The organism is Cognatiluteimonas lumbrici, assembly GCF_006476065.1.
GTDB classification, from domain to species: Bacteria; Pseudomonadota; Gammaproteobacteria; order Xanthomonadales; family Xanthomonadaceae; genus Cognatiluteimonas; species Cognatiluteimonas lumbrici.
This window is the reverse complement of sequence record NZ_ML636798.1, coordinates 846,060-864,794: the sequence shown is the minus strand read 5'-3', so window position 1 is coordinate 864,794 and position 18,735 is coordinate 846,060. Positions and strand designations below refer to the sequence as shown.

The following is an 18,735-nucleotide window of genomic DNA, read 5'->3' as shown; positions in this document are numbered from 1 at the left end:
GCGCTAACGTCCCTTGAAGGCGGGCTTGCGCCGCTCCAGGAACGCGCCGGTGCCTTCGCGCATGTCGTCGGTGGAGAACATCAGCCCGAACTGCGCGGCCTCGTAAGCCAGGCCTTCCTCGATGCCGCACTCGCCGCCGTAATTGATGCAGTCGAGCACCCCGCGCAGCGCCAGCGGCGCCGAGCCGGCGAGTTGCGTGGCCAGCGCCATCGCCTGCTGCTCCAGTTCCGCGGCCGGCACCACCCGGTTGACGATGCCCAGCTCCAGCGCGCGGGCCGCGTCCACCGGCGCACCGGTGAGGCACAGCTCGAGCGTGGCCGCGCGGCCGGCGAGGCGCAGCAGGCGCTGGCTGCCGCCGAAGCCGGGGATCAGTCCCAGGTTCACTTCCGGCTGGCCGATCTTGGCGGTGTCCGCCGCGATCCGCAGGTGGCAGGACATCGCCAGCTCCAGGCCGCCGCCGAGCGCGAAGCCGTTGACCATGGCGACGACCGGCTTGGACAGGGTCTCGATCCGGCGCATCATCCGCTGCCCGCGCAGCGAGAAGTCGCGGCCCTCGGCCGGGCTCAGGGTGTTCATCTCGGCGATGTCGGCGCCGGCCACGAAGGCCTTCGCCCCGGCCCCGGTGAGCACCACCACGCGGACCGCCGGGTCGGCGTCGGCCGCGCGGAAGGCCTCGTCGAGGGCATCCAGCGTGGCCGCGTTGAGGGCGTTCAGCTTGTCGGGGCGGTTCACGGTCAGCACCCGGACGGCGTCGCGGTCGCTGGAGAGGAGCACGGGTTCGGTCATTGGCGCTTGCGTTCCTTCAAGAGGTTGAACGGGACCGGAACCGGCGCGGAACTCGGCGCCGGCGGGGCGGTCGGAGAGGGGTTGCCGGTGGCACCCGGGCCCGGTGACCCGTTATCCTAGCGCGCCGCGTTCGCCCGGCGTCCCACTTCCGGCACCAGAGAGGTTCCATCGAATGAAGTTGCGTTTCCTTGCTGTCGCCACGCTGGCAGCCATGACCCTGACCGCCGGCCTGGCCAGCGCCCAGGACACCACTTCCGAAAAGGGGAAGCTGAGCTACGCGCTGGGTTACCAGCTGGGCCGCGAGGCCATCGAAAGCGGCGAGGCGCTCGACGTCAACACGATGGTCAAGGCGCTGCAGGACGGCTACGCCAAGCGCGACCCCGTCGTCTCCGTCGAGGACATGCGCAACGCCTACCAGGCCATGCAGCAGCGCATGACCGCCAAGGCCAAGGCCGCCTATGACAAGGCCGCCGCCGAGAACAAGACCCGCAGCGACAGCTTCCTGGCGCAGTACAAGGCCACCGCCGGCGTGCGTTCGCTGGCCAACGGCGTGCTGTACAAGGTGATGGAGAACGGCAACGGCGCCAAGCCGACGCCGGCCAGCACCGTCGAGCTGGAAGTCGCCGGTCCGTTCCCCTGGGGCCAGATGCCGCAGCAGGCGCAGGCGCCGCAGAAGATGCCGGGCACCAAGCTGAGCGAGATCGAGATGGCCGCGATCCGCAACGCGCTGATGCAGATGCCGGCCGGCTCCAAGTGGGAGATCGCGCTGCCGCCGGAGCAGGCCTTCGGCGCCGATCCGCGCAGCCCGTTCCCGCCGAACGTCGCGGTCGTCTTCCAGGTGCGGCTGGTCAGCGTCAAGTAACCGCCCACGACAGGTTCCACGCAACGCCGGCCAAGTGCCGGCGTTGTTATATTCGCGACGTGGATTCCCCCGTTCCGCCCGACATCGCGGCCGTCCGCGACGCGCTGCATCCGCTGTCGCAGGTGCCGTCGGGGAGCGCCTGGAACCTTGGCGAGGTGGAGGACCTGCTGCCCGCCGGCGCTTCGGTGCCGGCCGCGGTGCTGGTCGGCCTGGTGGCGCGCGCTGGCGGCCCGCGGGTGCTGTTGACGCGGCGCACCGACACGCTCCGGCACCATGCCGGGCAGGTGAGCTTTCCCGGTGGCCGGGTCGAGCCGTCCGACCGCGACGCCCTGGCCGCGGCGATCCGCGAGGCGAACGAGGAAGTGGGCCTGCTGCCGGCGCAGATCATGCCGATGGGCTGGCTCGACCCGTTGGCCACGGTCACCGGGTTCACCGTGCTGCCGCTGGTGGCGACGCTCGCGGCAGACTACGTCGCGCGCCCCGACCCGGGCGAAGTGGCGGGCGTGTTCGAGGTGCCGCTGCGGTTCCTGATGGGCACCGGCAACCTGCGCCGTGTCGCGTTCGACTGGAAGGGGCGTCCGCGCCAGGTGCTGGAATACGTTGACCATGGCGTGCAGGGACCGCGGATCTGGGGCGCCACCGCCTCGATCCTCTACAACCTGCGGCAACGACTGGAGCAGGTGCGATGAGCGGATGGAACACGCTGGTGTCGGCCGAGGAGCTGTCGCGGGAGCTGGGCGACCCGGGGCTGGTGGTGGTGGATTGCCGCTTCTCGCTGGCCAATCCCGAAGCCGGCGAGGCCGCGCACGCGAAGGCGCACATCCCCGGCGCGGTCTACGCGCATCTCGACCGCGACCTGTCGGACCATCGCAAGCGCGGGCAGGGGCGGCATCCGTGGCCCGAGGCCACCGACTTCACCGCGCGGCTCGGTGCCTGGGGCATCGGCCCCGACACCCAGGTGGTCGCCTACGACGGCGGCGACGGCGGCCTGGCCGCGGCGCGGCTGTGGTTCCTGCTGCGCGCGCTCGGACACCGCAAGGTCGCCGTGCTCGACGGCGGCTGGGCGCGCTGGACCGAGCTCGGGCTGCCCAACGAGGCGGCCATGCCGCAGCCGCGCGCCACCACCTATGCCGGCCGCTTCGACGCCGCGCGATTGCTCGACCCGGTGCAGGTGCAGCGCGCGCTGGATGCCGGCGAACTGCTGCTCGATGCGCGCGCGCCGGAGCGCTTCAGCGGCCAGACCGAGCCGCTCGACCGCGCGGCCGGGCACGTGCCGGGCGCACGCAACCGCCCGTATGCGGACAACCTCCAGGATGGCCGTTTCAAGCCGGCGGCGCAGCTCGCGCGCGAGTACCGCGCCCTGCTCGGCAGCCGCGATCCGTCGCGGGTGATCGCGATGTGCGGCAGCGGCGTGACCGCCTGCCACCTGCTGCTGGCGATGGAGCACGCCGGCCTGCCCGGGGCGAAGCTGTTCACGGGCTCGTGGAGCGGCTGGATTTCGGATCCGTCGCGGCCGGTGGCGACCGGCGAACTGTAGGAGCGGCGCTCGCGCCGCGACCGGGGAAAGGCTCGCCGCCATGGCGGCTCCTACTGTCGCGGCGCGAGCGCCGCTCCTACACGTTATTTCCCTAGCTTCGCCATCAGCGCGCGCAGCGCGCCCTGGGTGTCGTCCGAATACCAGGCGTCGATGAAGCGGTCGAGCTCGATGCGTTCCGGCTGCAGCGCCGCCACCAGGTCGGCGCGGGCGAGGCGCCGGGTCTCCAGCATCGGCGCCGACGGCAGCGCCAGCAGCTGCTCGACCCAGGCGCGCGCACGCACGGCCACGTGGTCCACGTCCACCAGTTCGTCCACCAGGCCCATCGCCAGCGCCTGCTCGGCCGGCACCAGTTCGCCGGCCACCAACAGGCGCTCCGCGACCCGCGGCCCGACCACGCGCCGCAGCAGGTGCTGGATGCCGTCCGGCGCCACCAGCCCGACCTGGGTCTCGTTGAGGCCGATCGAGAACGGCCCGTGCGCCATCACCCGGTAGTCGCAGCACAGCGCCAGCACGCAGCCGCCGGCCGGGGCGTGCCCGGCGAGCGCCGCGGCCACCGGCACCGGCGCGGCGGCCAGTGCGCGCGCGACCCGGAAGAAGGCGTCCCAGGCCGCGCGCAAGCCGGCGCGGTCGTCGCCGAGCCCGACCAGGAACGGGACGTCGAGGCCGGCGGAGAACACCTTCGGGCCGCCGGACAGCACCAGCCCGCGCGCGCCGCGCGCGAGCGCGTCGTCGATCGCGCCGGCCAGCGCGGCGCACAGTGCCGGGTCGAGGGCATTGACCGGCGGCCGCGCCAGGCGCAGCTCGTGGGCGTCGCCGTGGACGACGTGGTCGACCAGCGCGGTCACGGCGTCATCCCGGCCGGCCAGCGGTAGCGCACCGTGTACTCGAGCACGCGCTCCCCGCGCGCGGGCACCTCGAGGTCGAACTCGACGTGCTGTGCGTCGCGCTTGTCGCCGGGCACCGTGCTGGAGACGATCTCCCAGTCGCTCCAGCGTGGCAGCGGCTCGTCCACGACCACCGTCACCGGGGTGTCCTTGGCGTTGCGCACCGTGATCGCGAACGACTCGGTCATGTTGCGGCCGCCCAGGTCCACGCGGAAGCTGCGGCGCTGGCGTTCGGCGGTGAGGTCGAACGCGATGCCGACGTCGAGGTGGATGTCGCTGCCCTCCGGCGTGTGCCCGAGTTGCGACTCGCCGAGGAAGTCGCCGTCCTCGAACACGCGCACGCGGCCGGCCGGCAACGGGCGGCCGAGCCCGGCCTCGCGGGTGTTGGCGAAGGTCACCGCGGTGTTCACCGGTTGCGGGCCGCTCTCATTGTTGTAACCGGCGGCGACCAGCGGACGCGGCGGGATCCACGGGTTGGAGGCCGGGTGCGTGCGGTAGCCGCGCTCGCAGGCGATGCCGGGCAGCGGCGCGAACAGCGGCACGCGCTCGACCGAGGCCTCGGCCAGGGTCGTGCGCGCCGGGATCGGATAGGCGTAGTACTCGCCGGAGCGGCGCGGCACCACGTCCGCGACCGGGGCCGGCGGCGGCGCGGCGGCCTGGACGGCCATGAACCGTTCCGGCGCGTCGTGGCGCACGCGGTTGGGTTCGCCGGCGACCAGGGTCAGGGCGACGTTGCGGTAGCTGACCCCGGAACGGTTGGCGACCATCGCCGCGCCTTCCAGCGCCAGCCTGCATTCGTCGCCGGCCGCGACCCGCGCCAGGTATTCCGCGCGCCAGGCCAGCCCGCCAGTGGCGTAGGAGAACTCCAGCTTGCTCTCGCCGGCCTGCTGGGAAGTGACCTGCCAGCGCAGCGTCGGTTCCGCGGGCGGCTGGCGCTCGCCGTCGAGCAGGCTGAAGTTGTCGTACTGGCGGATGACCTTGGTGCGCCCGTCCGGCAGCGCCAGGGTCAGGCCTTCGCCCGCCGACACCAGGGTGCCGTTGTCGACCTGGCGGGCGCCGCCGGAGGTGTGTTCGACCGCGACCCGCTGGCCGATGGCCGCGGCCAGCACCGCCTCGGCGCCAGCGGGGGGCGCGAGAAAGCGCTGCGCGTCCACGCGCACGCCGCCGTTGCCGCGCAGCGTCGCCGACGCGCTGTCGATCGCGCGCGGCAGGTGCGCCAGGGTGATGGTGTTGGCGCCGGCCTCCAGCTTGTAGTGCAGGGTGCTGTCGACCAGCGCGAACCCCGGCGTGTAGCGGCCGGGCGGCTCGCCGGCATTGGCGAGCTGGTCGTAATCGCCGCTGTAGATGGTGAGGCGGGTGCCGGCGCCGGACTGCTCGCGCTGGTCGCTGCCGGCCTCGCTGCGCGGCGCCGGGGCAGGCTTGGCGGTCGCCGGCTTCGGCGGCTCGGGCGATTCGGAGCGCGAACAGGCGGCGAGGGCGCAGGCAAGCGCCAGCAGGGTCAGTGCGCGTGTCGGCGGCAGGCGTGTCATCGGCGGCTCCGTCGTGGCTTGGCCGTATCATAGAGGCATGGATCGCCTACGCGTCTTCCGCGCCGTGCTGGCGCTGGCATTGGGCAGTGCGTCACTGGCGGCGTGTGCCGCCGATTGCCTCCCGCGGGTCCGCGACGGCTGGGTGCGCGTGCCGCCGGCCGGGCTGCCGATGGCCGCCGGCTTCGCCACCTTCGACAACGCCTGCGACAGCGCCGCCACCATCGTCTCGGCGTCGAGCCCGGCGTTCGAGGAGACCACGGTGCACGCCACCCGCATCGAGGGCGGAATCAGCCGCATGCGCGAGGTCCCGGAGCTGCGCGTCGCCGCGGGCACCGTGGCCGAGTTCGCGCCCGGCGGCCTGCACCTGATGCTGATGCGGCCGACGCGGCCGCTGGAAGCGGGCGACAAGGTCCCGGTCGAATTCCGGCTGGCGGACGGACGCGTGGTCCGCGCCGAATTCATCGTCCGCAGGATGTAGGAGCGGCGCTCGCGCCGCGAAAAGCTCGCCGCCATGGCGGCTCCCACGGGTTCAGGTCGGTGCGAGTTCGCGGACGGACTCGGGGAGCGCGGTCGGCTTGCCGCTGGCGCGGTCGATCCAGACCATCACCACGTGGCCGTCGGCGTGCAGCGTGCCGTCGGCGGCGTCCACGATGCGGTGGCCGACGGTGACGCTGGTGTTGCCGACGCGGTCGGCGTACAGCTCGACCACGATCTCCGACGGGTAGGGGATCGGCGCCCGGTAGTTGATCTGCACCGCCGCCAGCAGCGGTGCCGTGCGCTCGTCGAACCACGGCTTGCCGCGCGCCGCGAACATCCGGATGCGCGCCTCCTCCAAGTAGGTGAGGAAGTTCGAGTTGTTGACGTGGTCGAACGCGTCCAGGTCGCGCCAGCGCGGGGTCACCGGGAAACGGAACAGCGGCGTGCGCGCGTCGTCGGTCATGCTGCGGACTTCCTCTTCGATTTCGGCTTGTCGGCGGCGGGCAGCACCTTGGCCAGGAAGCGGCCGGTGTGCGACTCCGGGTTGGCGGCGACGTCCTCGGGCGTGCCGGTGGCGATGATGCGCCCGCCGCGGTGGCCGCCCTCGGGGCCGAGGTCCACCACCCAGTCGGCGGTCTTGATCACGTCCAGGTTGTGCTCTATCACGACGATGGTGTTGCCGTCGTCGCGCAGCTTGTGCAGCACCGCCATCAGGTGCTCGATGTCGTGGAAGTGCAGGCCGGTGGTCGGCTCGTCGAGGATGTACAGGGTGCGCCCGGTGTCGCGGCGCGACAGTTCCTTCGACAGCTTCACGCGCTGGGCCTCGCCGCCGGAGAGCGTGGTCGCGCTCTGCCCGAGCTTGACGTAGCCCAGGCCGACGTCCATCAGCGTCTCCAGCTTGCGCGCGATCGACGGCACCGGCTGGAACAGCTCCAGCGCGTCCTCCACCGTCATCTCCAGCACGTCGTGGATGCTGTAGCCCTTGTACAGGATCTCCAGCGTCTCGCGGTTGTAGCGCTTGCCGCCGCAGACGTCGCAGGGCACATACACGTCCGGCAGGAAGTGCATCTCGACCTTGATCAGGCCGTCGCCCTGGCAGGCCTCGCAGCGTCCGCCGCGCACGTTGAAGCTGAAGCGGCCGGCCGCGTAGCCGCGCGCACGCGCCTCCGGCACCTGTGCGAACAGCTCGCGCAGCGGCGTGAACAGCCCGGTGTAGGTGGCTGGGTTGGAGCGCGGCGTGCGCCCGATCGGCGACTGGTCGATGTCCACGACCTTGTCGAACAGGTCCAGGCCCTCGACCTCGCGGTACGGCGCCGGTTTGTGCGAGGCGCCGTTGATCTCGTTCGCGGCCAGCTTGTACAGGGTGTCGTTGATCAGCGTGGACTTTCCGGAACCGGACACGCCGGTGACGCAGGTGAACAGGCTGGCCGGGATCTCCAGGTCCACGTCCTGCAGGTTGTTGCCGCTGGCGCCCTTCACCTTGAGCACCAGCTGCTCGTTGCGGCGGTGGCGCTGCCTGGGCACCTCGATGCGGCGCTTGCCGCTGAGGAACTGGCCGGTGACCGAACGCGGCGCCTTGAGCACGTCGGCGTAGCTGCCCTCGGCCACCACCTCGCCGCCGTGCGCGCCGGCGCCCGGGCCGATGTCCACGATGTGGTCGGCCAGTCGGATCGCGTCCTCGTCGTGCTCGACCACGATCACCGTGTTGCCCAGGTCCCTGAGGCGGGTCAGCGTGCCGAGCAGGCGCTCGTTGTCGCGCTGGTGCAGGCCGATCGAGGGCTCGTCGAGTACATACATCACGCCGACCAGGCCGGCGCCGATCTGCGAGGCCAGGCGGATGCGCTGCGCCTCGCCGCCGGACAGGGTGTCGGCCTTGCGCTCCAAGGTCAGGTAGTCGAGGCCGACGTCCACCAGGAAGTTCAGGCGCTCGCGGATCTCCTTGACGATCTTGGCCGCGATCTCGCCGCGCCAGCCGGGCAGCGACAGCTTGTCGAAGAACGCGACCGCGCCGTCGATCGGCATCACCACGATCTCCGGCAGCGCGGTCTCGCCGACGAACACGTTGCGCGCGCTGCGATTCAGGCGCGCACCGCCGCAGTCGGTGCACGGGCGCTCGCTGATGTACTTGGACAGTTCCTCGCGCACCGCCGAGGACTCGGTTTCGCGGTAGCGGCGCTCGAGGTTGGGGATGATGCCCTCGAACTTGTGCCGGCGCTGGCTGCGGCCGCCGCCGTCGGTGAGGTAGGTGAAGCTGATCGCCTCGCCCTTGCTGCCGTACAGGATCGCGTCCCGGATGTACTCCTCCAGTTCCTGCCAGGGCGTGTCCACGCTGAAGGCGTAGTGCCGCGCCAGCGACAGGATCAGCTGGAAGTAGTAGGCGTTGCGGCGGTCCCAGCCGCGCACCGCGCCGGCGGCGAGCGACAGGTCGGGATGCACGACGACCCGCGCGGGGTCGAAGAACTGCGCCACGCCGAGGCCGTCGCAGGTCGGGCAGGCGCCCATCGGCGCGTTGAACGAGAACAGTCGCGGCTCGAGTTCGGGCAGCGAGTAGTCGCACACCGGGCAGCTGTACTTGGAGGAGAACAGCAGCGGCGCCTCGGAGGCGTTGTCGATGGACTGGACGACGGCCATGCCGTCGCCCAGCCGCAGCGCGGTCTCGAACGATTCGGCCAGGCGCTGCTGCAGGTCGTCGCGCACGCGGAAGCGGTCGATCACCGCCTCGATGGTGTGCTTCTGCCGCAACGCCAGCGGCGGTACCGCGTCGATCTCGTGCAGCTCGCCGTCCACGCGCACGCGCACGAAGCCCTGCGCGCGCAACTGCTCGAACACCTGCGCGTGCTCGCCCTTGCGGTCGCGGATCACCGGGGCCAGCAGCATCCAGCGCTGCTCGGCCTTGGCCGGGTCCTGCTCCAGCGCCAGCACCTGGTCGACCATCTGGCTGACCGTCTGCGCCTCGAGCGGGAAGCCGTGGTCCGGGCAGCGCGGGATGCCGACACGGGCATAGAGCAGGCGCAGGTAGTCGTAGATCTCGGTGATGGTGCCGACGGTCGAGCGCGGGTTGTGCGAGGTCGACTTCTGCTCGATCGAGATGGCCGGGGAGAGGCCCTCGATGTGGTCGACGTCCGGCTTCTCCATCACGCTCAGGAACTGCCGGGCGTAGGCCGACAGCGACTCGACGTAGCGGCGCTGGCCTTCGGCGTAGATGGTGTCGAAGGCGAGCGAGGACTTGCCGGACCCGGACAGGCCGGTGATCACGATCAGCTTGTCGCGCGGCAGCTCCAGGTCGATGTTCTTGAGGTTGTGCGTCCGTGCGCCGCGGATGCGGATGTAGTCCATCGCCATCGGTGTGTGGGGTCCCGGGCCGGAAGGGGTGCCGGAAAAAACCGGCGAACAGGTGAGCGTAACGAGCCGCCGATTTGGGGGCAAATGGGGCCATCCGCCAGTCTCGCACCGGCCCGTCGCAGGCCCTGCGACCGGGCGCCGTTCAGGTCGGCTGGCTTTCCACCTGATACGCCCCGGGCGGTGAACCGGGTTCACGTCTTTGACACGGCCCCGGGTGGGGGGCAGTGTCGGCGCTGGTGCCAGGAAGCACCCACCCGGGCGCAGGGGCGCTGCGCAAAGCCATGGAAGGAGACACGCGATGCGTGAATTGAAGGCAACGGAGCTGGCCGCGATTTCCGGCGGCGGCGAAGGCAACAACGACTCGGCGCACGAATCCATTATCGGGGGAATGCTTGAGGGTGCGCTGACCGGTGCGGTCTCGGGCGGGACGATAGGAGCGATCATGGGAGGGGTTGCCGGGGCCGTGATCGGTGCCGGCCTGGGTGCTGGCATCGGCGCGGTAAGTGGCGCGATGAGTGGGCTGGGGGACAGTGCCCCACCGAAAGAAGAGGAAAGTGAAGGTCAAGGAGAAGGAGAGCCCACCCATGCGTGAACTCACCTTCAACGAGATCACTTGCGTCGCGGGCAGTGGCGGCGATCGTGGTGCCAGGGACACGGCGGAAGTCGTCGGCGCAGTCATCGAAGGGGCGCTCGAAGGTGCCGCCAAAGGTGCGGTCGCTGGCGCAGCGTTGGGAACGTTGGTCGAGCCCGGGGGTGGCACTGTCGTCGGCGCCGTTGCGGGCGCGATTGCCGTCGGATTGGTCGAAGCGATCTCCAGCGGTTTTGAAGCCGCATCCGACAACGACTGAGGCACATCGGGGCGACCGGTTTAGACTGGTCGCCCCTTCTGCATGGACGCTCAAGATGGACGGATCGAACCTGACGGCTCTTGTGGCATTGTTTGTGTCGGCGGTTAACTTGTTGGAAAACAAGAAGTTAAGGGCGAAGCTGGAAGAGCTCGAAGCCCAGCGGCCCAACGCCGCAGGGGAAACGGACCGCCCTGGGTGATGGCTGGGGGCCTGTTGACCCTAAGCCACTGAAACCCCTACAATTCCGCTTCTGTCCGGCCCCCGCCGCGTACAGATCCGCCCCCAGGGCGGCAAAGAAGAACTACAGAAGATCCACGAACTCAGGAAACGAACATGTACGCAGTCATGGTTACTGGCGGCAAGCAGTACCGGGTGATGGAAGGCGAGACGCTGCGCGTCGAGCTCCTGCCCGCGGAAGTCGGCAACGAGGTCACCTTCGGCGACGTCCTGATGCTCGGCGACGCCGATGGCATCAAGGTCGGCGACGCGCTCAAGGGCGCCACGGTCACCGCCAAGGTCGTCGGCCACGGCCGCGCCGACAAGGTCCGCATCATCAAGTTCCGCCGCCGCAAGCACCACAAGAAGCAGATGGGGCATCGGCAGCACTACACCGAAATCCAGGTCACCGGCATCGCCGCCGGCGACAAGAAGTAAGCAGGAGACGCAGTCATGGCACACAAGAAGGGCGTAGGTTCCTCGCGCAACGGCCGCGACTCCAACCCGAAGTACCTCGGCGTGAAGATGTACGGCGGCCAGGCCATCGAGGCCGGCAACATCATCGTCCGCCAGCGCGGCACCCAGTTCCATCCGGGTTCGGGCGTCGGCCTGGGCCGCGACCACACGCTGTTCGCGCTGGTCGACGGCACCGTCGAGTTCACCGTCAAGGGCCCGAAGAAGCGCCGCACCGTCAACGTGGTCCCGGCCGCCTGACGTAAGCGACAGCGCTTGCAAGAGCCCCGCTTCGGCGGGGCTTCTTGTTTCTGCTCCCCTCTTTATCCCCGACCCTTTACCCTTGGCGCCGAAATGAAACTCGTCGACGAAGCAGAAATCACCGTCATCGCCGGCAACGGCGGCAACGGCTGCGTGGGCTTCCGCCGCGAGAAGTTCATCCCGTTCGGCGGCCCGGACGGCGGCGACGGAGGCGATGGCGGCGACGTCTGGCTGCAGGCCGACGAGAACCTCAACACCCTCGTGGACTTCCGCCACCAGCGCCAGTTCCGCGCCCAGCGCGGCGAGAACGGCATGGGCAGCCAGATGTACGGCAAGGGCGGCGAGGACCTGGTCGTCACCGTGCCGGTCGGCACCGTGGTCACCAATGTCGACACCGACGAGGTGATCGGCGACCTGACCCGGCACGGCCAGCGCCTGCTGGTCGCGCGCGGCGGCAAGGGCGGCCTCGGCAACATGCACTTCAAGAGCTCGACCAACCGCGCGCCGCGGCAGTCCACGCCGGGCGAGGAGGGCGAGCAGCGGCTGCTGAAGCTGGAACTCAAGCTGCTGGCCGACGTCGGCCTGCTCGGCTTCCCGAACGCCGGCAAGAGCACCTTCATCCGCGCCGTCTCGGCGGCGACGCCGAAGGTCGCGGACTATCCGTTCACCACGCTGTACCCGAACCTGGGCGTGGTCAGCACCGAGGCCCACCGCAGCTTCGTGATCGCCGACATCCCGGGACTGATCGAGGGCGCGGCGGACGGTGCCGGCCTGGGCGCGCAGTTCCTGCGCCACCTGCAGCGCACGCGGCTGCTGCTGCACCTGGTGGACATCGCGCCTATGGATGGCGGTGGCGCCGAGGCCAGCCCGGCCGAGCAGGTGCGCGCGATCGAGCAGGAGCTGGGCAAGCACGATCCCAAGCTGCTCGGGAAGCCGCGCTGGCTGGTGCTCAACAAGGCCGACCTGATGTTCGAGGACGAGGCCCGCGGGGCCGCCGAGGCGATCGTCGCCGAGCTTGGCTGGGAGGGCCCGTGGTACCTGGTCTCGGCGATCGCGCGCGAAGGCACCCGCCAGGTGGTGCTCGACGTGCAGGCCTTCCTCGACCGGCTCAAGGAAGAGGCCCGGGAATGACCCGCCGCCGCGCGGGCAACAAAAAACCCGGCCTGGGCCGGGTTTTCGTTGCCTGCCTGGCAGATGTCTCAGGCGGCCTGCAGCGCCTTGATGCGCGCGCTGAGGCGGCTCTTGTGGCGGGCGGCCTTGTTCTTGTGGATCAGGCCGCGCGCGCTGAAACGGTCGAGGATCGGCTGGGCCACGGCGAAGGCGGCCTGGGCGGCGGCGGCGTCGTTGGCCTCGATCGCCTTCAGCACCTTCTTGACGGAGGTGCGCAGCATCGAACGCTGTGCGGCGTTGCGGGCGTTGCGCACGACGGCCTGCTTGGCGCGCTTCTTGGAGGACTTGATGTTGGCCACGGAAGATCCTGGAAACTTGTAAGGTGATGGTTTGGGGAGCGGCCACGGGCTTGCGGCCCGGGCAGACCGGAAAGTATGGGCGATTCATGCACTTGGGTCAATAGATGAAGGCCGCCGGACTGCTGCGCTCGACCGCCGTGTTCAGCGCCATGACCTTCCTGTCCCGGGTCTCCGGCCTGGTCCGGGACCAGGTCTATGCCGCCGTGATCGGGGTCAGCCCGGCCATGGACGCCTTCGTGGTGGCCTTCCGGATCCCGAATTTCATGCGCCGGCTCTCGGCCGAGGGCTCGTTCTCCATGGCCTTCGTGCCGGTGCTGGCCGAGTACAAGGCGCGCGGCGACCACGCCGCGGTGAAGGCGCTGGTGGACCGGGTCGCGGGCACCCTGCTGGCGGCGCTGCTGGTGCTGACCGGCCTGGCGGTGCTGCTGGCGCCCTGGATCATGCCGCTGTTCGCCCCGGGGTTCGGGGCCGGCACGGAGCAGGGGCGGCTGGCGGCGGACCTGCTGCGGATCACCTTCCCGTACGCGCTGTTCATCTCGATGGCGTCGCTGGCCGGCGGCATCCTCAACACCTACGGCCGCTTCGCGGTGCCGGCGCTGACGCCGGTGCTGATGAACGTCACCATGATCGCCGCGGCGCTCGGGTTCTCGCGCTTCTTCGACGAGCCGGTGCTGGCGCTGGGCTGGGGCGTGTTCGTCGCCGGCCTGCTGCAGCTCGCGGTGCAACTGCCATCGCTCGCCCGTCTGGGCCTGCTGCCGCGTCCGCGCTGGGGCGCGATGGATGCCGGCGTGCGCCGGATCATGAAGCTGATGGTGCCGACCCTGTTCGGGGCCTCGGTGGTGCAGGTCAACCTGCTGGTCAACACCATCGTCGCCTCGTTCCTGGTCGGCGGCAGCGTGACCTGGCTGTACTACTCCGACCGCCTGCTCGAGTTCCCGCTGGGCATGTTCGGGGTGGCGATCGGCACGGTGATCCTGCCGCACCTGTCCGGCCGGCATGCCTCGACCGACGCGGAAGGCTTCTCCAGGGCGCTCGACTGGGGCTTCCGCATGTGCCTGCTGATCGGGGTGCCGGCCTGCCTGGGCCTGATCCTGTGCGCCGAGCCGCTGGTGGCGGCGCTGTTCCAGCACGGCGCGTTCACCGCCGAGGACACCGCCATGACCCGGCTCAGCCTGGTGGCGCAGGCGACCGCGATCCCGGCCTTCCTGCTGGTGAAGGTGCTGGCGCCGGCGTTCTATTCGCGCCAGGACACGAAGACCCCGGTAAAGGCCGCCTTGGCCGCGGTGGTGGGCAACGTGGTGTTCACGGTGCTGCTGATGCTGGCCTTCCTGCACTTCACCGAGACCGGCCGCGCGGCGCTGGCAGCGAGCGGCGGCAACGTGCTGGCGGCGCTCGGTCGCGCGCCCGGCGCGCATGCCGCGCTGGCGCTGGCGATCGGCCTGGCCGGCTGGCTCAATGCCGGCCAGCTGTGGTGGTACCTGCGGCGCGCAGCGGTGTACGCGGTGCAACCCGGATGGGCGCGCTTCCTGCGCCAGCTGCTGCTGGCGGCGGCGGTGATGGTGGTGGTGGTGCTGGCGATCCTGTCGGCGTGGGATGCGTGGACCACCTGGCCGTGGTGGGAGCGGGTGTGGCGCCTGCTGGCGGTGGTCGCCGCCGGTGGCGCGAGCTACGTGGCGGCGCTGTGGATGCAGGGCATCCGGCCGCGCGATTTGCGGCATTGAGCGGGAGCCGCGCCGCTATACTGCGGGGTTCCATGAACCGGCTGTTCCGCGACGTCGATGGCGGGCCCTTGTGCCCGCAGGGCAGCGTGGCCTGCATCGGCGCCTTCGACGGCCTGCACCTCGGCCACCAGGCGCTGCTGGGGCACGCGGCCGCCCGCGCGCGCGCGCTCGGGGTGGCGTCGGTCGCGCTGAGCTTCGAGCCGCTGCCGCGCGAGGTGTTCGCCCGGCCGGCGCCGCCGCGGCTGATGCTGTCGCGGCAGAAGGTGGCGGCGCTGTGGGAGCTCGGCATCGACCTGGTCGGGCTGCTGCGCTTCGATGCCGCGTTCGCGGCGATGAGCGCCGAGACCTTCGCGCGCCGCGTGCTGGTCGAGCGGCTCGGCGTGCGCGAGGTCTGGGTCGGCCCGGGCTTCCGCTTCGGCAGCAAGCGCGGCGGGACCCTGGCGACGCTGCACCGCATCGGCGAGGCCTGCGGGTTCGTGGCCGGCGAGATCGCACCGGTGTCGGTGGATGGCGAACGGGTCTCGAGCACGCGCCTGCGCGAGCTGCTGCAGGCCGGAGACTTCGCCGCCGCCGCCAGGCTGCTCGGCCGCGCGTATACCATCGCCGGGCGGGTGGTCCGCGGCGCGCAACTCGGGCGCAAGCTGGGCTTCCCGACCGCCAACCTCCGCTACCCGAAGGTGCCGCCGCTGCGCGGGATCTTCGCGGTGCGCGTGCACGGCGTCGGCGACGCGCCCCGGCCCGGCGTGGCAAGCTTCGGCACGCGCCCGACGGTGGACGGCGACGAGCCGCTGCTCGAGGCGCACCTGTTCGGCTTCGACGGCGACCTCTACGGCCGCTGCATCGAGGTCGAGTTCGTGGCCCGGCTGCGCGACGAGCAACGGTTCGACGACCTTCCGGCAATGGTCGAGCAGATGAAGCGGGATGCCGCGCAGGCGCGCGCCATCCTCGGCACACCAGCACAGGCAAGCGCGTGAGCAACCAGGACAACAACCGCTACAAGGCCACCATCCACCTGCCGGCCACCGACTTCCCGATGCGCGGGGAGCTGCCCAGGCGCGAGCCGGCGGCGCTGGCGCGCTGGGAGAGCGAGGGGCTGTACGCGCGCATCCGCGAGCAGGCGAAGGGCCGCCCGCAGTGGGTGTTCCACGACGGCCCGCCGTACGCCAACGGCGCCATCCACCTCGGCCACGCGGTCAACAAGGTGCTCAAGGACGCGGTGGTGAAGTCGCGCCTGATGGCCGGCTACGACGCCCCGTTCGTGCCTGGCTGGGACTGCCACGGCCTGCCGATCGAGCTGGCGGTGGAGAAGAAGCACGGCAAGGTCGGGCAGAAGCTCGACGCGCCCGGGTTCCGGGCGAAGTGCCGCGAGTACGCGGCGCAGCAGGTGGACCTGCAGCGCACCGACTTCAAGCGCCTGGGCGTGGTCGCCGACTGGGACAACCCGTACCTGACCATGGACCTGGCCTACGAGGCCGACATCCTGCGCGCGCTCGCCCGCATCATCGAGCGCGGCCACCTCGCGCGCGGGGTGAAGCCGGTGTACTGGTGCTTCGACTGCGGCTCGGCACTGGCAGAGGCAGAGATCGAGTACCGCGGGAAGCAGTCGCCGGCGATCGACGTCGCCTACCCGGCGCGGGACCCGCGCGCGCTCGCTGCCGTGTTCGGCGCCACGATCGGCGACGGCGACACCGTGGCGGTGCCGATCTGGACCACCACGCCGTGGACGCTGCCGGCGAGCCTCGCGGTGAGCATCGGTGCGGAACTGGACTACGTGCTGGTCGAAGGGCCGCGTACGTCGAGCGGGCAACGTCGGCTGCTGGTGCTGGCCGCAGCGCTGGCCGCGGATGCCCTCAAGCGCTACGGCGTCGACGACGCCACGATCCTCGGCGAGGCGAAGGGCGCCGCGCTCGAGGGCCTGCTGCTGCAGCATCCGTTCTACGCCTCGCGCGACATCCCGCTGCTGACCGGCGAGCACGTGTCCGCGGAGGACGGTACCGGCGCCGTGCACACCGCGCCCGGGCACGGCCAGGAGGACTTCGTGGTCGGCCGCGCCAACGGCCTGCTGGAACGTTACGGCGCCGCCGAGATCAACCCGGTGGACGGCCGCGGCGTGTACCTCGACTCGGTGGCCCCGGCCGGCGACACGGTGCTGGCCGGCACCCACATCTGGAAGGCCAACGACGCCATCGTCGAGGCGCTGCGCGGCAGCGGCGCGCTGCTGGCGCACGCCGCGATCGAGCACAGCTACCCGCACTGCTGGCGGCATCGCACGCCGGTGGTGCTCCGCGCGACGCCGCAATGGTTCATCTCGATGGAGCAGGCCGGCCTGCGCCGCGACGCGCTGGCCGCGATCGACGGCGTGCGCTGGGTGCCGGAGTGGGGCAGGGCGCGCATCGCGGGCATGGTCGAGGGTCGCCCGGACTGGACCATCAGCCGCCAGCGCACTTGGGGCGTGCCGATCGCGCTGTTCTACGACCGCGAGAGCGGCGAGCCGCACCCCGACACGCCGGCGCTGATGCGCAAGGTCGCCGAGCGCGTCGAGCGCGAGGGCGTGGACGCCTGGTACGCGCTCGATCCGGCGGAGCTGCTCGGCGACGAGGCCGCGCGCTACGAGAAGGCCACCGACATCCTCGACGTCTGGTTCGATTCCGGCGTCAGCCACGCCTGCGTGCTCGCGCGCCGGCCGCAGGACGCGCTGCACAAGCCCGCCGACCTGTACCTGGAAGGTTCCGACCAGCACCGCGGCTGGTTCCAGTCCTCGCTGCTCACCGGCGTGGCGATGGACGGCGCCGCCCCCTACAAGGCCTGCCTGACCCACGGCTTCACCGTGGACGAGAAGGGCCACAAGATGTCGAAGTCGCTGGGCAACGGCATCGAGCCGCAGGAGATCATCAAGTCGCTGGGCGCCGACATCCTGCGGTTGTGGATCCTGTCCACCGACTACCGCAACGAGATGACGCTGTCGCAGGATATCCTCAAGCGCACCGCGGACGCCTACCGGCGCATCCGCAACACCGCGCGCTTCCTGCTCGGCAACCTGCATGGCTTCGACCCGGCCAGGCACACGGTGGCAGCGAACGACATGGTCGCGCTCGACCGCTGGATCGTGCACCGCGCGCACCTGTTGCAGCAGCGCATCGAGGACGCCTGCGAACGCTACGACTTCGCCGAGATCGTGCAGGCGCTGTCGAACTTCTGCAGCGTCGAGCTCGGCTCGCTGTACCTGGACGTGACCAAGGACCGGCTCTACACCATGCCGGAGGACTCGCCCGGGCGGCGCAGCGCGCAGACCGCGATGCACGCGATCGCCGAGGCGCTGGTGCGCTGGATCGCGCCGATCCTCAGCTATACCGCGGACGAGATGTGGGGCTACCTGCCGCCGCTCGACGGTGCCGCCGAGCGCGGCGGCAACGTGCTGTTCGCGACCTGGTACGAGGGCCTCTCTCCGATGCCGGCGGGCGGCGCGCTGTCGCCTGCCGACTTCGACCGCCTGCTGGCCCTGCGCGAGCAGGTCGCCAAGGTGCTGGAGCCGATGCGCGCCAGCGGCGAGATCGGGGCCGCGCTCGAGGCCGAGATCACCCTGCGCGCGGATGCCGCCTCGTGCGAGTGGCTGGCCCCGTTCCAGGACGAGCTGCGCTTCCTGTTGATCAGCGGCGACGTGTCCGTGGTCGCCGACGACAGCGTGCAGGGCATCGCGGTGCTGGCGGCGCCGACCGGCAAGCCGAAGTGCATCCGCTGCTGGCAGCATCGCGGCGACGTCGGCAGCCACCCCGGGCATCCGGAGATCTGCGGCCGCTGCGTGACCAACGTGGATGGCCAGGGCGAAACCCGGAGGTGGTTCTGATGGCCGGGGCCCCGAAACGCAATGCACTGCCGTGGCTGGCGCTGTCGGTGGTGGTGGTCGTGCTCGACCAGTGGAGCAAGGCCTGGGTGCTGTCCAGCCTGCCCGAGTACCAGCCGATCCCGGTGATCGAGGGCTTCTGGAACTGGTTCCGCACCTACAACACCGGCGCCGCCTTCAGCTTCCTCAGCGACGCCTCGGGCTGGCAGCAGTACCTGTTCATTGGCCTGGCGATCGTGATCAGCGCGGTGCTGGCGTACTGGCTGGCCAAGACCCCGCGCGGCGACTGGCGCACCGCGCTGCCGTTCGCGCTGGTGATCGGCGGGGCCCTCGGCAACGTGATCGACCGGCTGGTCCACGGTCACGTCGTGGACTTCATCCAGTGGCACTGGCGCGACCACTACTGGCCGGCATTCAACGTCGCCGACGCCGCGATCGTGGGCGGCGCGATCGGCATCGCCCTGTTCGGCCTGTTCCAGAAGCAGGAGAAGGGTTCCTGAACCTGTGGG

General features: G+C 70.9%; 18 protein-coding genes and 1 pseudogene. 13 read left to right on the top strand and 6 right to left on the bottom strand.

Translation table 11 applies throughout. From position 1 onward, the window contains the following. Nucleotides 1-3: 3 nt before the first annotated feature. Nucleotides 4-786: an enoyl-CoA hydratase/isomerase family protein gene (locus tag E4F25_RS04250; protein WP_140908979.1), complete on the bottom strand. Its 783-nt coding sequence runs from the start codon at nt 784-786 to the stop codon at nt 4-6. A gap of 172 nt (nt 787-958) precedes the next feature. Between E4F25_RS04250 and E4F25_RS04245 the strand changes: the two genes are divergently transcribed. Genes E4F25_RS04245 through E4F25_RS04235 form a run of 3 tightly spaced genes read left to right on the top strand, consistent with a single transcriptional unit; the run spans nt 959 to nt 3,185 of the window. Further along, nucleotides 959-1,648 (top strand): FKBP-type peptidyl-prolyl cis-trans isomerase N-terminal domain-containing protein, encoded by a 690-nt coding sequence (locus E4F25_RS04245; RefSeq protein WP_140908978.1) that lies wholly within the window; start codon nt 959-961, stop codon nt 1,646-1,648. 59 nt (nt 1,649-1,707) lie between these two features. Further along, nucleotides 1,708-2,337 (top strand): NUDIX hydrolase, encoded by a 630-nt coding sequence (locus E4F25_RS04240; RefSeq protein ID WP_246069742.1) that lies wholly within the window; start codon nt 1,708-1,710, stop codon nt 2,335-2,337. Next, on the top strand, nt 2,334-3,185 hold the full coding sequence (locus E4F25_RS04235) for a sulfurtransferase (RefSeq protein ID WP_140908976.1): 852 nt from the start codon (nt 2,334-2,336) through the stop codon (nt 3,183-3,185). Before E4F25_RS04240 ends, E4F25_RS04235 begins: the two co-directional genes overlap by 4 nt. 83 nt (nt 3,186-3,268) lie before the next feature. On the opposite strand, the gene E4F25_RS04230 is transcribed toward E4F25_RS04235, so the two are convergent. Both E4F25_RS04230 and E4F25_RS04225 read right to left on the bottom strand, forming a co-directional pair. Beyond that, the gene (locus E4F25_RS04230; RefSeq protein ID WP_140908975.1) at nt 3,269-4,030 is read right to left on the bottom strand and encodes an enoyl-CoA hydratase/isomerase family protein; all 762 of its coding nucleotides are present in this window, start codon (nt 4,028-4,030) and stop codon (nt 3,269-3,271) included. Continuing rightward, on the bottom strand, nt 4,027-5,598 hold the full coding sequence (locus E4F25_RS04225) for a DUF4139 domain-containing protein (protein WP_140908974.1): 1,572 nt from the start codon (nt 5,596-5,598) through the stop codon (nt 4,027-4,029). The genes E4F25_RS04230 and E4F25_RS04225 overlap by 4 nt, the downstream gene beginning before the upstream one ends. Before the next feature lie 37 nt (nt 5,599-5,635). On the opposite strand from E4F25_RS04225, the gene E4F25_RS04220 reads away from it, so the two are divergent. Beyond that, nucleotides 5,636-6,076: a copper chaperone PCu(A)C gene (locus E4F25_RS04220; protein ID WP_181168197.1), complete on the top strand. Its 441-nt coding sequence runs from the start codon at nt 5,636-5,638 to the stop codon at nt 6,074-6,076. 51 nt (nt 6,077-6,127) lie between these two features. Here the strand turns inward: E4F25_RS04220 and E4F25_RS04215 are convergent, their stop codons facing one another. Then, nucleotides 6,128-6,538, bottom strand: a complete 411-nt coding sequence (locus E4F25_RS04215) for an acyl-CoA thioesterase (RefSeq protein WP_140908972.1) — start codon at nt 6,536-6,538, stop codon at nt 6,128-6,130. Nucleotides 6,539-6,573: 35 nt separating this feature from the next. Then, a pseudogene (gene uvrA / locus E4F25_RS04210) lies at nt 6,574-9,417 on the bottom strand (excinuclease ABC subunit UvrA); the annotation flags it as partial. 298 nt (nt 9,418-9,715) lie between these two features. Between uvrA and E4F25_RS04205 the strand changes: the two are divergent. The 5 genes from E4F25_RS04205 (at nt 9,716) to cgtA (ending at nt 12,326) form a co-directional block, all read left to right on the top strand. Then, on the top strand, nt 9,716-10,009 hold the full coding sequence (locus E4F25_RS04205; RefSeq protein ID WP_140908970.1) for a Blp family class II bacteriocin: 294 nt from the start codon (nt 9,716-9,718) through the stop codon (nt 10,007-10,009). After that, entirely contained in the window at nt 10,002-10,265 is a 264-nt protein-coding gene (locus E4F25_RS04200) for a hypothetical protein (RefSeq protein WP_140908969.1), read from the top strand. The genes E4F25_RS04205 and E4F25_RS04200 overlap by 8 nt, the downstream gene beginning before the upstream one ends. Nucleotides 10,266-10,598: 333 nt before the next feature. Beyond that, the gene (gene rplU / locus E4F25_RS04195; protein WP_140908968.1) at nt 10,599-10,919 is read left to right on the top strand and encodes a 50S ribosomal protein L21; all 321 of its coding nucleotides are present in this window, start codon (nt 10,599-10,601) and stop codon (nt 10,917-10,919) included. A 15-nt stretch (nt 10,920-10,934) separates the two neighbouring features. Further along, nucleotides 10,935-11,195: a 50S ribosomal protein L27 gene (gene rpmA, locus E4F25_RS04190; RefSeq protein WP_140908967.1), complete on the top strand. Its 261-nt coding sequence runs from the start codon at nt 10,935-10,937 to the stop codon at nt 11,193-11,195. A gap of 93 nt (nt 11,196-11,288) precedes the next feature. Next, on the top strand, nt 11,289-12,326 hold the full coding sequence (gene cgtA / locus E4F25_RS04185; protein WP_140908966.1) for an Obg family GTPase CgtA: 1,038 nt from the start codon (nt 11,289-11,291) through the stop codon (nt 12,324-12,326). A 68-nt stretch (nt 12,327-12,394) separates the two neighbouring features. Here the strand turns inward: cgtA and rpsT are convergent, their stop codons facing one another. Then, complete coding sequence (gene rpsT / locus E4F25_RS04180; protein ID WP_140908965.1) at nt 12,395-12,664, bottom strand: 30S ribosomal protein S20; 270 nt, start codon at nt 12,662-12,664, stop codon at nt 12,395-12,397. Nucleotides 12,665-12,768: 104 nt separating this feature from the next. Between rpsT and murJ the strand changes: the two genes are divergently transcribed. From murJ to lspA, 4 genes are read left to right on the top strand one after another with little or no spacing between them, the layout of a single operon-like run. Next, nucleotides 12,769-14,385, top strand: a complete 1,617-nt coding sequence (gene murJ, locus E4F25_RS04175; protein WP_140908964.1) for a murein biosynthesis integral membrane protein MurJ — start codon at nt 12,769-12,771, stop codon at nt 14,383-14,385. Between the two features lie 32 nt (nt 14,386-14,417). Beyond that, nucleotides 14,418-15,359 carry a bifunctional riboflavin kinase/FAD synthetase gene (locus E4F25_RS04170; RefSeq protein ID WP_140908963.1) on the top strand — a complete coding sequence of 314 codons (942 nt, stop codon included), beginning with the start codon at nt 14,418-14,420 and terminating at the stop codon, nt 15,357-15,359. Between the two features lie 59 nt (nt 15,360-15,418). Continuing rightward, complete coding sequence (ileS, locus tag E4F25_RS04165; protein WP_220433215.1) at nt 15,419-18,229, top strand: isoleucine--tRNA ligase; 2,811 nt, start codon at nt 15,419-15,421, stop codon at nt 18,227-18,229. Next, nucleotides 18,229-18,726, top strand: coding sequence for a signal peptidase II (gene lspA, locus E4F25_RS04160; RefSeq protein WP_140908961.1), 498 nt, complete (start codon nt 18,229-18,231; stop codon nt 18,724-18,726). The genes ileS and lspA overlap by 1 nt, the downstream gene beginning before the upstream one ends. Nucleotides 18,727-18,735 lie beyond the last annotated feature (9 nt).

What these genes read in the sequence shown, in the direction of transcription:
- E4F25_RS04250 (WP_140908979.1), bottom strand. Translation starts at nt 786, where the DNA reads ATGACCGAACCCGTGCTCCTCTCCAGCGACCGCGACGCCGTCCGGGTG.
- E4F25_RS04245 (WP_140908978.1), top strand. Translation starts at nt 959, where the DNA reads ATGAAGTTGCGTTTCCTTGCTGTCGCCACGCTGGCAGCCATGACCCTG.
- E4F25_RS04235 (WP_140908976.1), top strand. Translation starts at nt 2,334, where the DNA reads ATGAGCGGATGGAACACGCTGGTGTCGGCCGAGGAGCTGTCGCGGGAG.
- E4F25_RS04225 (WP_140908974.1), bottom strand. Translation starts at nt 5,598, where the DNA reads ATGACACGCCTGCCGCCGACACGCGCACTGACCCTGCTGGCGCTTGCC.
- E4F25_RS04220 (WP_181168197.1), top strand. Translation starts at nt 5,636, where the DNA reads ATGGATCGCCTACGCGTCTTCCGCGCCGTGCTGGCGCTGGCATTGGGC.
- E4F25_RS04215 (WP_140908972.1), bottom strand. Translation starts at nt 6,538, where the DNA reads ATGACCGACGACGCGCGCACGCCGCTGTTCCGTTTCCCGGTGACCCCG.
- E4F25_RS04205 (WP_140908970.1), top strand. Translation starts at nt 9,716, where the DNA reads ATGCGTGAATTGAAGGCAACGGAGCTGGCCGCGATTTCCGGCGGCGGC.
- E4F25_RS04200 (WP_140908969.1), top strand. Translation starts at nt 10,002, where the DNA reads ATGCGTGAACTCACCTTCAACGAGATCACTTGCGTCGCGGGCAGTGGC.
- rplU (WP_140908968.1), top strand. Translation starts at nt 10,599, where the DNA reads ATGTACGCAGTCATGGTTACTGGCGGCAAGCAGTACCGGGTGATGGAA.
- rpmA (WP_140908967.1), top strand. Translation starts at nt 10,935, where the DNA reads ATGGCACACAAGAAGGGCGTAGGTTCCTCGCGCAACGGCCGCGACTCC.
- cgtA (WP_140908966.1), top strand. Translation starts at nt 11,289, where the DNA reads ATGAAACTCGTCGACGAAGCAGAAATCACCGTCATCGCCGGCAACGGC.
- murJ (WP_140908964.1), top strand. Translation starts at nt 12,769, where the DNA reads ATGAAGGCCGCCGGACTGCTGCGCTCGACCGCCGTGTTCAGCGCCATG.
- E4F25_RS04170 (WP_140908963.1), top strand. Translation starts at nt 14,418, where the DNA reads ATGAACCGGCTGTTCCGCGACGTCGATGGCGGGCCCTTGTGCCCGCAG.
- ileS (WP_220433215.1), top strand. Translation starts at nt 15,419, where the DNA reads ATGCGCGGGGAGCTGCCCAGGCGCGAGCCGGCGGCGCTGGCGCGCTGG.
- lspA (WP_140908961.1), top strand. Translation starts at nt 18,229, where the DNA reads ATGGCCGGGGCCCCGAAACGCAATGCACTGCCGTGGCTGGCGCTGTCG.